Genomic DNA, 13015 nt, shown 5'->3' with positions numbered 1-13015 from the left:
CGCCCTTACAGGTTCGCCACCACGAACTGCTTGCCCTCGGTGTTCTCGACCGCGATCGACTGCACCTGGTCCGACGGGACGCTCACCATGCCGCGCACCGTCGCGCCCTCGACCCTGGCCTTCTCGGACGAGGTCCACGCGAACGCCTCGGACTTCGTGCCGTCCTTGGCGATCACGACCAGCTTGCACTTCTGCAAGGCCGGCAGACCGTTGATCTTGGCCGTGACCAGGTAACGGTCCTGCGACGACGGTTCGATGCCCGCCACCAGCTTGATCCCGCCGGTCGCCGTCGCCTCGCCCGTGCGAGGTCCGGCGATCGACGTCTGCGGCGCTTGGTTCTGCATGAGCACCGCGGCACCCCCGAACGCGACCACCGCGGCTACCGCCGCGGCGGCGAGATAACCCGGCCAGCGCCGGGGCCTGGCGTGCAGCGGTTCGGGAAGGTCCTCCACCGCCTGCGGACTCGCTCTCGGGCCTGGGGCGGCCTCCCGCTGCTGCGGGATGACCGACTCCTGCCTGATCTGCCGCAGCGTGCGCTGCAGCAGCAGGTCCGACGGCATGGGCAGGTCGTCCTCGAGCTCGTGCAGAAATGCCTCACGAGGCACGTCGTCAAGTGCTGTCCGGATCCGATGGAAGTCGGCGACCTGCGCACGGCAGGGCGGACAGCCCCGGAGGTGCTGCTCCACGCCAAGATTCTCGTGCGCGTCCAGAACGCCGAGCGCGTAGCAGCCAAGGGTGACCGCGTCGTGCGCGCCAGCTGTCATACGACCTCCTCGTCGTCCCGATTCGACCCCCGCGGCGAAACGGTGTCACGAAGGAAAACGGGCAGATAGGAGTGGTCGGTTCAGCGTTCGAACGAGTTCATTCTGATTGCGCATAACAATGGCATTACGTAACCGCCCCGCTACCCTTCTCCCTCGCGCTGAGCTGCGCTTTTCACTCGATCGGACGACTCAAGGTCCCATGTTTGACTACAAGCACGTCTGTGGACGAACCAGCGGTCGTTCCTCCGACTCAATGAACACCGCGAGGCCGTCCAGGACCCGCGCGAGGCCGAACTCGAACTCGTCCAGCAGGCGTTCGAAGCCGCCCGAGTTCCAGATGTGGGTCATCATCGGCAGCCGGTCCGGCGTGAAGTGCTCCCAGAGGGCGTCTCGGCCGTCCCACCAGTCCTCCTCGGACACGCCGGTCTCCCGCTCGGCCTGGACGCGGTCCGCCATCGTGCGACCAACGCCGTCGACGAAGTGGGACACGGTCGTCACCACGGCCACGATCTCCTCGGGCGCGAGCCCGAGCTCCGACACGGCGGCGTAGGCCGCGTCCTGGCGGGTCATGGCGTGCGGGCCGGGCATCCGCCGCGAAGTCGTCAGCTGCAGCATCCACGGGTGCGCCCGGTACATCGCCCACACCTGCCGGGCGAAGAACTCCAGACCGGCGCGCCACGGGCCCCGGGGCGTGGGCTCGGTCTCGCCCCACACCGCGTCGACCATCAGGTCCAGCAGCTCGGACTTGCCCGGTACGTGCCGGTAGAGCGACATCGCGGTGTTGCCCAGCGTCTCGGCGACCCGGCGCATGGTGAGCGCGTCGATGCCGTCGGCGTCGGCCACCTTGATCGCCGCCTCGACCACTCGCGACTGGCTCAGCGCGGCCTTCGGTCCCCTGGTCGGCTCGGCCGGCGGCTCCCACAACAGGCGCACGCTCCGGTCACGATCGCTCTTCACCCAGCCCCCTTCACAAACCTGCTTGCTGTGAATCCTAGAACCGTGTACAACGTACACCCTGTGTACAAAGTAAGCAGTTAATCCACGGGGGTGAAGTCGTGGGACACGCGGTGCTCGCGGAAGGCCTGCGCAAGAGATTCGACAAGAACTGGGCGCTGGACGGGTTCGACCTGGCCGTGCCCGCCGGAACGGTGTGCGGGCTGCTCGGCCCGAACGGCGCCGGCAAGACCACGGCGGTGCGCATCCTGGCCACCTTGCTGCGCCTGGACGGCGGCCGGGCCGAGGTCGCGGGCCACGACGTGGTGCGGGAGGCACCGGCCGTGCGCCGTCAGGTGGCGTTGAACGGTCAGCAGTCCACGGTCGACGACGTGCTGACCGGCAAGGAGAACCTGATCATGTGGGGGCGGCTCTACCACTTCTCGAAGCGCCAGGCCGTGGCACGGGCGGACGAGCTGCTGGAGCAGTTCGGGCTCACCGACGCGGCGGACAAGCGGGCCAAGCAGTACTCGGGCGGCATGCGGCGGCGCCTGGACCTGGCGTCGAGCTTCATCATGCGGCCGTCGGTGCTGTTCCTGGACGAACCGACCACCGGTCTCGACCCGCGCAACCGCGGTGAGGTCTGGCGGGAGGTGAAGCGGGTCGTGGCGGAGGGGACGACGGTGCTGCTGACCACGCAGTACCTGGACGAGGCCGACCAGCTCGCGGACCAGATCGTCGTGATGGACACCGGACGGGTCGCCGCGCAGGGCACGCCGGACCAGCTCAAGTCCAAGCTCGGCGGCGACCGGATCGAGGTGGTGGTCCGCAACGCCGACGAACTGCGGGTCGTGGCGGACGTGCTCGGCCCGGACGCCGAGGTGGACCCCGACTCGTTCCGGGTGAGCGCGGCCGTCGCCGACCGGGTGGCGGCGCTGACGCGGGTGACGTCGGCACTGGCCGCGAAGGGCGTGGAGGCCGAGGACATCGCGCTGCGGCGGCCGACGCTGGACGAGGTCTTCCTCGCCATCACCGGGCACAGGGCAGTCTCGGAGGTGCGGGCATGAGGTACGCGGTCGTCGACTCGTGGATCGTCGCGAAGAGGGACCTGATCCACTGGGTGCGCGAGCCGGTCAGGGTGTTCGCGAACCTCGCCTACCCGGTCATCTCGGTGCTGATCTTCGGGCTGGTGTTCGGCAGCGCGATGAACGTCTTCGGCGGCGGTGACTACATCGAGTTCCTGCTGCCGGGCATGTTCGGCCAGACCATCGCGTTCGGTGTCGGCTCCACGCTGATGATGGTGTCGATGGACGCCGACCGGGGCGTCACCGACCGGTTCCGCGCCTCACCGATGTCGCAGACCGGCGTGGTGGCCGGGCGCAGCATCGCGGACCTGGTGAACTCGTCGCTGGAACTGCTGGTGCTCGCCCTGTGCGGGCTGGTGATCGGCTGGTCGTTCCACGACGGGCCGCTCAACGCGCTGCTGGCGTTCGCGCTGTTGCTGTGGCTGCGGTTCGCGCTGGTCTGGGTCGGCATCTACATCGGCCTGCTGGTCAAGCCGGAGGCGGCGCAGGCGTCGTGGATGTTCCTGTTCCCGCTGACGATGTTCGCGAACACGTTCGTCTCGCCGGAGCTGATGCCGGGCTGGCTGCGGGTCGTCGCGGAGTGGAACCCGCTGTCGTCGACCGTGGCGGCGGCGCGTGAGCTGTTCGGCAACCCCGGGGTGGGCGGCGACTCGTGGGCCGCGCAGAACTCGTTGCTACTGGCGGTGCTGTGGCCCGCTTTGTTCGTGGCGATCTTCTGGCCGCTCTCGGTGCTGAAGTACCGCAACCTCAGCCGCTAGGAGGTCGGTCCGGAGCTGGTCGGCGAGCCACTGCGCCAGCAGTCGCCGCCAGTTCCGGACCCTGGCCAGGTTCTCCGGCTTCAGCGTCCGGTCGGCCTCCCACTGCCGCCAGTCCGCGCTCGCGAGCCAGCCGACGCACCCGGCGATCCGGTGCACGCGCAGCAGGTTCGGGTCGGGCCGGGAGCCGTACCCGGTCCAGAACGCCTGGGGCAGCACGGTTCCGTGCAGGTAGAGGTGTTCCTCGAACGCCGCCAGCTCGTCGAGCGGATTGCCCAGGCCGGGGTTGTCCCAGTCGATCAGCGTGGCCGCGTCCTCGCTGACGATGATGTTGTGCAGGTTCACGTCGTTGTGCAGCAGACCGATCGCGTGGATCTTCGCGAACGCCTCGCCGACGCGCCGCCAGACCTCCTCGGACACCGGCAGCGCCTCCGCCAGCGTCCGGCCCTCGACGTACTCGACCAGCACGTCACCCCGGCCGTTGTGCGCGAGGACCTCCGGCGCGCCGGGCACGACGAACTTCGGCAGGTCGCGCGCCACCTTGGGTTGCCGCAGCACGGCTTTGCGCCCGTCGGCCAGCGTCACGAGGTGCAGGACGTTGGTGAGGCCCTCCCCCTCCAGCGGCTCGACGCGGACGGCGGTCTCCAGCAAACGGAACAAACACCCACCTCCAGTAGCGATCGGTGTAACACAAGACACATCGGACAGATAAGGAACCTCGGGGGTGCATTCGGCGGCGACGACGCATGGAGGCCTACCGATGGTTCAACGTCCTCGGCGCTGGGCGCTGTTCGCGGTCCTGACACTGGTTCTACCACTGGCTGTGACCGGACAGGCACTCGCTGATCCCAACAACAACTCCCCTGCGAAGCTCACCCAGGCCGTCACGCTGAACGGCGTCCTGCGACACCTCGACGCCTTCCAGTCCATCGCGGACACCCACGGCGACCGCGCGGCCGGACGTCCTGGATACCAGGCGTCGGTGAACTACGTGGTCTCACAACTGAACGCGGCCGGCTACTCGCCGACCGTGCAGGAGTTCGACTTCCCGTACGTGGAGGACGACTCCCGGCTCGACCGCGTCGCGCCGGTGCCGCGGATCTTCCAGCGCGACAGCGAGTTCACCCGCAACGGGTTCACGCCGACGTTCGAGGGGGACGTCACCGCCGCCATCCAGCCCGTCGACGTGGTCGTCCCGCCCGCGCCCGTGCCGAACACGAGCAGCAGCGGGTGCGAGGCGGCCGATTTCGCCGGGTTCGCCCCCGGCCGCGTCGCCCTGCTGCAGCGCGGCACGTGCGGGTTCAACGTCAAAGCGCTGAACGCGCAGGCCGCGGGCGCGTCCGCGGTCATCCTGTTCAACGAGGGCCAGCCCGGTCGCACCGGCCTGACCACACCGATCGGCGCCACCCCCGGTCTCGCGATCCCCGTGGTGTTCGCGACCTACGCCGCCGCCGAGGAGCTCATCCTGCTCACGCCGGGCGCCACGGTCCGGGTGAAGGTCGACTTCACCGAGGAGACGCGCAAGACGTGGAACGTGTTCGCCGAGTCCCGTGCCGGCAACGCGGGCAACGTCGTCATGGCCGGCGCGCACCTCGACAGCGTCCAGGACGGGCCCGGCATCAACGACAACGGCAGCGGCACGGCGGCGTTGCTGGAGACCGCGATCCACCTGCAGGGCGTCAAGACCAACTCGAAGGTCCGCTTCGCCTGGTGGGGTGCCGAGGAGGAGGGCCTGCTCGGGTCCGAGCACTACGTCGCCACGCTGCCGCAGGCCGCGCAGGACAAGATCGCGCTGTATTTGAACTTCGACATGGTCGGCTCGCCGAACCACTTCTTCGGCGTCTACGACGGTGACGACTCGAGCGGCACCGCGCCCGTGCCGATCCCGCCGGGCTCGGCGCAGATCGAGGACGTGTTCGAGAAGTTCTACGCCGACCGGGGTCTGCCCTCGGAGGACTACGGGCCGTTCATCGCGGTCAACATCCCGGCCGGTGGCCTGTTCACCGGGGCCGAGGATGTGAAGACGGCCGAGCAGGCGGCACGGTACGGCGGCACGGCGGGCGTCGCGTTCGACCCGTGCTACCACCAGCCGTGCGACACCCGGTCGAACCTGAACCTGACCGCCCTGGACGTCAACGCCGACGCCATCGCCACCGCGGTGATCACGTTCGCGTTCGACACCTCGACGGTGAACGGCGTGCGCGCGCCCGGCAAGTCGCACGGACGCGCGCCGCGGGGTTCGTTCAGCTAGTGGTGTGGCCCGGAACGTTGCCGGGTGAATTCGCGGTCAGACGGGTGCGTCGTGGTGCCGCCCCCACGTCCTCATACTGGACGTATGGGGGCGTGGGGGCGGTGCCGCGAGGCACCCTGCTGAGCGTGAATTCGCTCGTCAACGGGCCGGGTCGCTCCACTGATCCCAGAGGTCGCACCGGTGATCCACCCGTGCGACCTGCTCTGTCGCGAACAGCCGGACGTCCTGGCGTGCCCAGCCGGGATGTCCGGTCTTCGCGAACCGGGTCCACGCCCCGACCATCTCGTCGGACAGCTTCTGCTGCTTCCCTGCGAGCTCGACACCGGCGTACTGGAACAGGAACGGCAGCTCCGAGCCGTGGTAGGCGCCGTACGGGAACTCCGGCATGCCCGGGAAGATCATCGGTGGCTCGGGCTCGGCGAACTCGTAGCCGAACGCGTGCGTCTGCGCGCGCAGCTCCGCGGTGGGACAGGCCGAGGTCATCGCCGAGAGCGCCGCGGAGAGCGGCACCCGTTCGTCGCCACCGCGCGGCGGGTAGGCGGCCAGGATCCGCTGGGCCTTGGCCGTGCCGAAGCCCTCGACCAACGCCTGCTCGTACCCGGCGGCGTCGAGCGGCGGGTAGAACATCGCGGCGAACACCGAGAACTCGTCGCGCGCGTTGCCCGCGAGCACCGGGACCTTGTGGAAGCGGCCTTCGCGCAGCACCGTGATCGGGTTCTCCGGCAACGCTTCCGTGCCGTACGCGGGCGACGAGAACTGCGGTGTCAGCGCCTGGACCTGCTCGACCGTGAGCCGGCGCAGGCACGCGACGTCCGCGCAGCCCGCTGCCTGGGCACCGGCTCGTTCGACGTCTTCGCGCTTGACCCAGGTGTGCTGGACGTTGTTCTCGCCTGCCGGGACACCGAACTGGCAAGGTCCACTTTGGATGATCGCCTTGTGGAACAGGCCGCGCGTCCGCGGCGTGGTCAGCTGCGCGCACGTCGACAGGCCGCCCGCCGACGCCCCGAAGAGCGTGACGTTGCGCGGGTCGCCGCCGAACTGCCGGATGTTGCGCTGGACCCAGCCGAGCGCGGCCTGCTGGTCGCGCAGGCCGAACGCGCCGGAGCCGGCGAGCCCCGGGAAACCGAAGTACCCGAAGGCACCGAGGCGGTAGTTGATCGTGACGACGACGGAACCGCCGCGCACCAACTGGTCCACGCCGTAGTCGGACCCGGCACCGCTGGTGAAGCTGCCGCCGTGGATCCAGACCAGGACCGGGCGGTTCGCGGCTTTCGCCGGCGTCGTGACGTTGAGGTACAGGCAGTCCTCGTCGGTCTCGCACCGGGGACCGGGCCTGTCCGCTGGCAGAACGCCCTGCCAGGGCTTCGCGGGCTGCGGATCGCGCCAGCGGTTCTCCCCGGTCGGCGGTGCGGCGAACGGGATGCCCTGGAACGAGCGCAGGGCGTCGACGGAGGTTCCCGACACGAATCCGGTGTCGGTGCGGACGATTCCCGCGGCGTGGGCGGGAACAGCGGTTGCGGCAACGAGTACGGCCGCCATCAAAAGGGTTGTGGTTGAACGCATGTCACGATCAACCTAGCCCGTGCCGCAACCGCTTTAGGGCCGTGTCGAAGTCTGGTTCGATGAGAGTCGAGCTTGAGGTGGTTCCTGGGGGCCGGCTATCGCGGATCAGACTTCGACACGGCCCTACACCACGGCTTTGTTCCGGGACAACAAGCGCGCCGCCACCGCCGCCGGCACGTACATCAGCACGCCGTACACGGCGGGCGGGATCGCCATCGTCTCGTCGTTCAGCACCGTCAGCGCCAGCGTGATCGCGATCGTGGCGTTGTGGATGCCGATCTCCATCGCGCTGGCGATCGCCTGCTTGCGCTCCACGTTGAACGCCTTGGGCACGTAGTAACCGATCAGCAGGCTGAAGATGCTCAGCAGCAACGCCACCGGGCCGAGCGTCGCGATGTTGTCGATCAGCTGCTGGTAGGCCTGCGCGATCGCGGCGATGATGACGAGCACCAGCACCACGACGGACGCGATGCGCACCGGGTCGTTCATCTTGAGCGCCCAAGCCTCGAACCTGCGGCGCACCAGCATGCCGATCGCCACCGGCACCAGCACGATCGCGAACACCTGCACGAACTTCGCCGGCTGCAACCCGACCTCGGCGGTGTCCGCCATGAAGTGCGCCATGCTCAGGCCGACGACCAGCGGCAGCGTGAACACCGCCAGCACCGAGTTGATCGCCGTGAGCGTGATGTTGAGCGCCACGTCCCCGCCGGCGAGGTGGCTGAAGAGGTTCGCCGAGGTGCCACCGGGCGACGCGACGAGCAGCATCATGCCGACGGCGAGCACGCCCTTGAGCCCGAACGCGAGCACCAGCCCGAGGCAGATCGCGGGCAGGACCACCACCTGGCAGACGAGGGCGATCACCGCGGCCTTCGGGTACTTCGCGACCCTGGCGAAGTCCTCGGTGGTGAGCGTGAGGCCGAGGCCGAACATCACCAGGGCGAGTGCCAGCGGCAGGAAGATCTGTACGACTAGCACGGTGGCCTCCGCGGATGTCCAGCTTGTCCAGTGTGATCTGTCCGGAAGATCCTGGCGTTACGCCCGGCCCGATGGAATCGGCCGGCTGGCGGCACCATCTCACGGATCGCGCCGGGGAGCGCACACTGAAGGGCGTGCAGATCGGCGTGTTCACCGCGGGCGACCTCCCGCCGTCGGAGATCGTCGCGCTGGCGATCGCGGCCGACGAGGCGGGGTTCGACGTCTTCGCGGTCGGCGAGCACCACAACCCGCCCTACACCTCGTCCTGCCCCGCCACGCTCCTGGCGCACGTAGCGGCGAGGACGACGCTGCGGCTGTCCACGGCCACCACGCTGATCACCACGAACGACCCGGCCAGGCTCGCCGCCGAGTACGCCACGCTCGCCCTCCTCGCTCCCGGCCGGACCGACGTGGTGCTCGGGCGGGGCAACACCGCGAGGGTGTTCGGCTGGTTCGGCAAGGAGATCGAGCACAGCCTGCCGCTGACGGTCGAGCACTACCTGGAGTTGAAGACCTTCTGGCCGGACCGGCCCTACCTCTGGCACGCCTGCACGCGGTCGCCCGAGATCGCCGACCTGGCGGCGGAGCACGGCGACGGGCTGTTCGTGTTCTCCGATCAGACCGAGCACCTGAGCAGGTACCGCGACCAGGCGGCGCGTCCGAGGGTCGGCGTGCTGGCGAACGAACTGGACGAGGGTCTGGCGCAGGAACCCGACCGCCTGCTGGTGAAGGTCCGCAGCCCCGCGGACGTCGAAAAGCTGGGGTCGGCGGTGTGTTCAGCCTTGCCACACCGCCACTCTTCGCCGGACTCCGTTCGGCACGGAACGTCCTGATCGCCGGGGCGGGGGGTGGCTTCGACGTGTTCGCGGGCATCCCGCTCGGCGTCGCGCTGCGCGAGCAGGGCAAGCGGGTGCACTACGCCAGCTTGAGCTTCAGCGACCTGGAACGCCTCGACCTCGACGCGTGGCTGGAGCCCGGACTCGCCGCCGTCGCACCGGAGACCTCCGGTGAGGACGCGTACTTCCCCGAACGCGAGCTCGCGCGGTTCCTCGACGACACCGTCTACGCGTTCCCGCGCACCGGTGTGCGGCCGTTGCGCAGCGCGTACCGCACCATCATCAAGAGGCACTCCATCGACGCGGTCGTGCTCGTCGACGGTGGCACGGACATCCTGCTACGTGGCGACGAACAACACCTCGGCACGCCGACCGAGGACATGACGAGTCTCGCCGCCGCCGCGGGCGTCGACGGCGTGGTGAAGATCGTGACCAGCCTGGACTTCGGCATCGACGCGCACCACGGCGTGTGCCACGCGCACGTGCTGGAGAACCTGGCGGCATTGGACAGGCAGGGTGCCTACCTCGACGCGCTGGCCCGCGGCGTGCACTACCTGCCCGCGCTGGAGAAGGCGCGGACGGCGTTCGACGTGGCGCTCGCGATCGAGGACTACCGCGAGGGCATCGATGACCGACGCCCTCGCCGCACACTCCCCCGCTGAGGCTCATCGGCGCCGGATCACCACCGCCACCACCAGAACCATCACGCCGATGGCAACGGCCGAGCCCAGCACCCACAGTCCGTAGATCGCGAACGCCACGAACTCCGAGCCGATCGCGGCCACGGACGTGACCGTGGCACGGGCATCGGAGGAGATCCGGTGCTGGAGCTCGGTCTCCACGTGCACGAGCACGAACCGGTAGAGGCCGTAGAACAGTCCCAACAGGACGATCGCGAGCGGCACGGCCAGCAGTGCCGCCGCGATCAGCACCGCACCCGAGGCGAACAGCACCCAGCCGCGGAACGGCAACCGGCCGCCGAGCGAGGCGCCGGCGGCCCCCATCAACGGCACGCCTATCGTCGCCATCGGCACCCACACCGTCGGCACGTCCCAGTCCTGCGCCAGCAGCGTGAAGTACTCCTCGAACGCGTCGATCGCGTACACCAGAGCCACCGCGAGCACAGCACGTTTGATCGGCACGGACGCGCGCAGGCCGGTCTTCAGCGTCGCGAGGTACCCGAGTTCGTCGTCGTCCTCGTCGCCGCGTTCAGGTTCGGGGAACCGCGACGCGATCACGGACGACGCGAGGCACATCGCGACCGACGCCCAGCCGGCCAGCTGGTAGCCACCGAACGAGAACAACGCGGTGGCGATGACCGCGACCGGCACCTGGGCGATCAGCTCGATGGTGTCGACGCGGGCGTTGAGCGGTCCGTACCGGTCCTCGTCGCCGTTGGCCGCGAGCCCGTCGTAGAGCAGGGCCTCGAAGGCACCGGACTGCAGCGTCCCGCCCAGGCCCCACAGCACGAAGCCGGCCGCGAATCCCCAGAACGACGGGAACAGCACCCAGGCCGCGTACCCGAAGGCCTGCAGCACACCGGAGGCGATCAGACAGCCGCGCCGGGAGAAGCGGTCCGCGAGCGCACCGGACGGCACCTCGAACACGACCGAGGTCAGCGACCAGATCGCGAGCAGCACCGAGATGGAGGCGTCCGACAGCCCGCTGTCGGCGAAGAGCAACGCGTACAGCGCGTAGATCGGGATGAGGTGCGAACACCACGCCCACGCCGTCGCGGTCCGGGAAAGATCAGTTGAAGATCAATGTCGTCGTCGCATGGCACAAGACTAGGCCGTCAGCGCCACCGATTAAACGACGCTGACGGCCCGTGGTCGGCTAGAAGCCGGCGGTGATCTTCGTGAACTCCAGCTCGGACTGCGGGATGCCGGAGCAGCTCGCGGACACCTGGCCGTCGCAGCCACCGCGGTCGCGGTTGACCGACCAGAAGGCCAGTCGCCCGAGGCCGTTGGCCTTCGACCAGTCGCGGATCGCGGTCCAGTCGTCGGCCGTGGTCAGCTCGAGGTGGTCCGACAGGCCGTTCATGCCCGAGATGCCGACGTGCTTGAACGCCTCGGCGTCGCTCCAGCCGAAGGTCGACTTGAGCTTGTTCTTCAGCCCCGTGGCCGCGTTGATCGTGTCGGTGCGGATGTTGGAGCTGTTGAAGTCGAACGGCATGATCGTGAACACGTCGATGTTCGCGTTCAGCGCCTTGGCCTGGTCGATCAGCCGGGCGCCGTAGAAGTTCGGGCCCGTGGTCGAGGTGCCGAACGTGACGATCGTCTGGATGCCCGGGTTGTTCTGCTTGACGATCCGCAGAGCGTTGACGATCCGGTCGGCCACGACGGTGTTCTCGAACTCGTCGGTGTTCTCGATGTCGATGTCGATGGCCTTGAGCCCGTAGGCGTTGATGACCTGCTGGTACGCGCCGGCCAGCGCCTCGGGGGTCGAGCAGTTCGGGCCCAGCTTGTTGCCGCTCCAGCCACCGAACGACGGCACGATGTCACCGCCGGCCGCGCGGATGGCGTTGATCGCCTGCTGGTCGGCGCCACCGGTCAGCGGGCGCTGGCCGTCCCACGACGGGGTGCACCCGCCGCTGGACAGGACGAACGCGAGGGTGAACCACTTGACGCCGGTCCGGCTCATGACCTCCGTCGCGCTCTGCGGGTTGCCCCAGCCCAGGTACAGGTAGGGCGCGCCGCGGCCGGTGCCGGGCACCGGCGGGTTCGACGTCGTCGGCGTGGTGGTCGTGGTCGTCGTCGGCGGGTTGCCGGTGCCGTCGCAAGAACCGCCGTTGACCTTGCAGCCGGACGGGCTGCCGCCGGAACCCTTGACGGTGAAGCCGAAGCTCACCGAGCCGCCGACGGGAACGCTGCCGTTCCAGGTGTTGCGGACGGTGATGTTCTGACCGTTGGCGCCGTAGCTGCCGTCCCACAGCGACGCGATCGACTGCCCGCTCGGCAGCGTGAACTCGACGGTCCACGACGAGAGCGCGGACCCGCCGCTGTTGGAGATCGTGTACTTGGCCTCGTAGCCGGTGCCCCAGTCCGAGGTCTTGGTGAACGCCGCCGTCACGCCCGACGCGCCGCTCGCGGGCGCGGCGGCAACGCCTCCGACCACGGTGGCCAGGGCCAGACCGAGGGTCAGGATCTGCCAGCGAAATTTCTTCATGGTGCTCCGTTCACGTGCAGGGGGTACGTGATGCAGGGCACGTTAACTGGTCTAAACCAATGGTTCAAGGGTGTGAACACCGCCAATCGGATGCGGTGATGAGAACGCTCTCTCATCCTGCGACGCGATGAACGCCCGAGAGATCGCCTCGCTGATGGCCGCTTCGGCACATGGTTCGGACATCCAGGTCACCCAGACCGCATACCGTCCCGAACTGGCCGCAGGTCCGAACGGGACAGTGGTCGGTACCGATGTCGCGCCGACGCATCGACATGCGCTGAGGAACTGCTGCGGCAGACCTCGCGCAGGAGCGCCAACGTGCCGCTGCCCGCCTACGCCCTCACAGCACGCTGGTGCGCTCCGTTCGTTCGCGATCGCGCTCTGCCCGATCGCGGTCCCGCTCCTCCAGCAGCTGCAGCAGCGCGTAGGTCGTCTGCCGCTGCTCCTCCACGAGCTTCGTCAGCCACGACCCGAAGTAGAGGAACCCGCCGACCCCGATCAGCCCGACGCCGAGGATCCCGCCCGACACGACGTACGGGATCTGCTCGAACGTGTACCCGGTGTGCGCGACGCCCCACCAGGCGAACAGGATCGCCGCGATCCCCGCCGTCATCAGCATCGTGCCCACGAGTCCGAGCCCGCTGCGCATCCGGGCGCGGCGCCGGTCCTGGATCGTCATCGC

At 68.9% G+C, this 13015-nt stretch carries 13 protein-coding genes; 5 read left to right on the top strand and 8 right to left on the bottom strand.

Annotation, left to right across the window (positions count from 1 at the left end; genetic code table 11):
* Nucleotides 1-5: 5 nt before the first annotated feature.
* Together AB0M48_RS28000 and AB0M48_RS27995 are read right to left on the bottom strand one after the other, a co-directional pair.
* Nucleotides 6-764, bottom strand: coding sequence for a zf-HC2 domain-containing protein (locus AB0M48_RS28000; protein WP_363847389.1), 759 nt, complete (start codon nt 762-764; stop codon nt 6-8).
* A gap of 207 nt (nt 765-971) precedes the next feature.
* Nucleotides 972-1721 (bottom strand): TetR/AcrR family transcriptional regulator, encoded by a 750-nt coding sequence (locus AB0M48_RS27995; RefSeq protein ID WP_363847387.1) that lies wholly within the window; start codon nt 1719-1721, stop codon nt 972-974.
* Nucleotides 1722-1819: 98 nt separating this feature from the next.
* Between AB0M48_RS27995 and AB0M48_RS27990 the strand changes: the two genes are divergently transcribed.
* Nucleotides 1820-2764 carry an ATP-binding cassette domain-containing protein gene (locus tag AB0M48_RS27990; protein ID WP_363847384.1) on the top strand — a complete coding sequence of 315 codons (945 nt, stop codon included), beginning with the start codon at nt 1820-1822 and terminating at the stop codon, nt 2762-2764.
* Nucleotides 2761-3540: an ABC transporter permease gene (locus AB0M48_RS27985; protein WP_363847381.1), complete on the top strand. Its 780-nt coding sequence runs from the start codon at nt 2761-2763 to the stop codon at nt 3538-3540. The genes AB0M48_RS27990 and AB0M48_RS27985 overlap by 4 nt, the downstream gene beginning before the upstream one ends.
* On the opposite strand, the gene AB0M48_RS27980 is transcribed toward AB0M48_RS27985, so the two are convergent.
* Nucleotides 3457-4197 carry a lipopolysaccharide kinase InaA family protein gene (locus AB0M48_RS27980; protein WP_363847379.1) on the bottom strand — a complete coding sequence of 247 codons (741 nt, stop codon included), beginning with the start codon at nt 4195-4197 and terminating at the stop codon, nt 3457-3459. The genes AB0M48_RS27985 and AB0M48_RS27980 overlap by 84 nt on opposite strands.
* Before the next feature lie 100 nt (nt 4198-4297).
* Here AB0M48_RS27980 and AB0M48_RS27975 point away from each other — a divergent pair, with 100 nt between their 5' ends.
* Nucleotides 4298-5788, top strand: coding sequence for a M28 family metallopeptidase (locus AB0M48_RS27975; protein WP_363847377.1), 1491 nt, complete (start codon nt 4298-4300; stop codon nt 5786-5788).
* Between the two features lie 138 nt (nt 5789-5926).
* Here AB0M48_RS27975 and AB0M48_RS27970 read toward each other — a convergent pair whose 3' ends face one another.
* Nucleotides 5927-7327, bottom strand: a complete 1401-nt coding sequence (locus tag AB0M48_RS27970) for a carboxylesterase family protein (RefSeq protein WP_363847375.1) — start codon at nt 7325-7327, stop codon at nt 5927-5929.
* Nucleotides 7328-7474: 147 nt separating this feature from the next.
* The gene (locus AB0M48_RS27965; RefSeq protein ID WP_363847373.1) at nt 7475-8329 is read right to left on the bottom strand and encodes a bile acid:sodium symporter family protein; all 855 of its coding nucleotides are present in this window, start codon (nt 8327-8329) and stop codon (nt 7475-7477) included.
* Between the two features lie 134 nt (nt 8330-8463).
* Between AB0M48_RS27965 and AB0M48_RS27960 the strand changes: the two genes are divergently transcribed.
* Both AB0M48_RS27960 and AB0M48_RS27955 read left to right on the top strand, forming a co-directional pair.
* On the top strand, nt 8464-9162 hold the full coding sequence (locus tag AB0M48_RS27960) for an LLM class flavin-dependent oxidoreductase (RefSeq protein WP_363847371.1): 699 nt from the start codon (nt 8464-8466) through the stop codon (nt 9160-9162).
* Between the two features lie 26 nt (nt 9163-9188).
* Nucleotides 9189-9827: a DUF1152 domain-containing protein gene (locus AB0M48_RS27955; RefSeq protein WP_363847369.1), complete on the top strand. Its 639-nt coding sequence runs from the start codon at nt 9189-9191 to the stop codon at nt 9825-9827.
* 3 nt (nt 9828-9830) lie between these two features.
* On the opposite strand, the gene AB0M48_RS27950 is transcribed toward AB0M48_RS27955, so the two are convergent.
* The 3 genes from AB0M48_RS27950 to AB0M48_RS27940 form a co-directional block, all read right to left on the bottom strand.
* Nucleotides 9831-10847, bottom strand: a complete 1017-nt coding sequence (locus AB0M48_RS27950; protein WP_363847367.1) for an MFS transporter — start codon at nt 10845-10847, stop codon at nt 9831-9833.
* A 154-nt stretch (nt 10848-11001) separates the two neighbouring features.
* The gene (locus AB0M48_RS27945) at nt 11002-12333 is read right to left on the bottom strand and encodes a cellulose binding domain-containing protein (protein WP_363847365.1); all 1332 of its coding nucleotides are present in this window, start codon (nt 12331-12333) and stop codon (nt 11002-11004) included.
* Nucleotides 12334-12673: 340 nt separating this feature from the next.
* Complete coding sequence (locus AB0M48_RS27940) at nt 12674-13012, bottom strand: hypothetical protein (RefSeq protein WP_363847363.1); 339 nt, start codon at nt 13010-13012, stop codon at nt 12674-12676.
* Nucleotides 13013-13015: the final 3 nt, after the last annotated feature.

It is taken from the genome of Lentzea sp. NPDC051208, from assembly GCF_040682435.1.
Lineage (GTDB): Bacteria > Actinomycetota > Actinomycetes > Mycobacteriales > Pseudonocardiaceae > Lentzea > Lentzea kristufekii.
This window is presented reverse-complemented; position numbering and strand designations above follow the sequence as displayed.

What these genes read in the sequence shown, in the direction of transcription:
- AB0M48_RS27985 (WP_363847381.1), top strand. Translation starts at nt 2,761, where the DNA reads ATGAGGTACGCGGTCGTCGACTCGTGGATCGTCGCGAAGAGGGACCTG.
- AB0M48_RS27940 (WP_363847363.1), bottom strand. Translation starts at nt 13,012, where the DNA reads ATGACGATCCAGGACCGGCGCCGCGCCCGGATGCGCAGCGGGCTCGGA.
- AB0M48_RS27970 (WP_363847375.1), bottom strand. Translation starts at nt 7,327, where the DNA reads ATGGCGGCCGTACTCGTTGCCGCAACCGCTGTTCCCGCCCACGCCGCG.
- AB0M48_RS27945 (WP_363847365.1), bottom strand. Translation starts at nt 12,333, where the DNA reads ATGAAGAAATTTCGCTGGCAGATCCTGACCCTCGGTCTGGCCCTGGCC.
- AB0M48_RS27975 (WP_363847377.1), top strand. Translation starts at nt 4,298, where the DNA reads ATGGTTCAACGTCCTCGGCGCTGGGCGCTGTTCGCGGTCCTGACACTG.
- AB0M48_RS28000 (WP_363847389.1), bottom strand. Translation starts at nt 764, where the DNA reads ATGACAGCTGGCGCGCACGACGCGGTCACCCTTGGCTGCTACGCGCTC.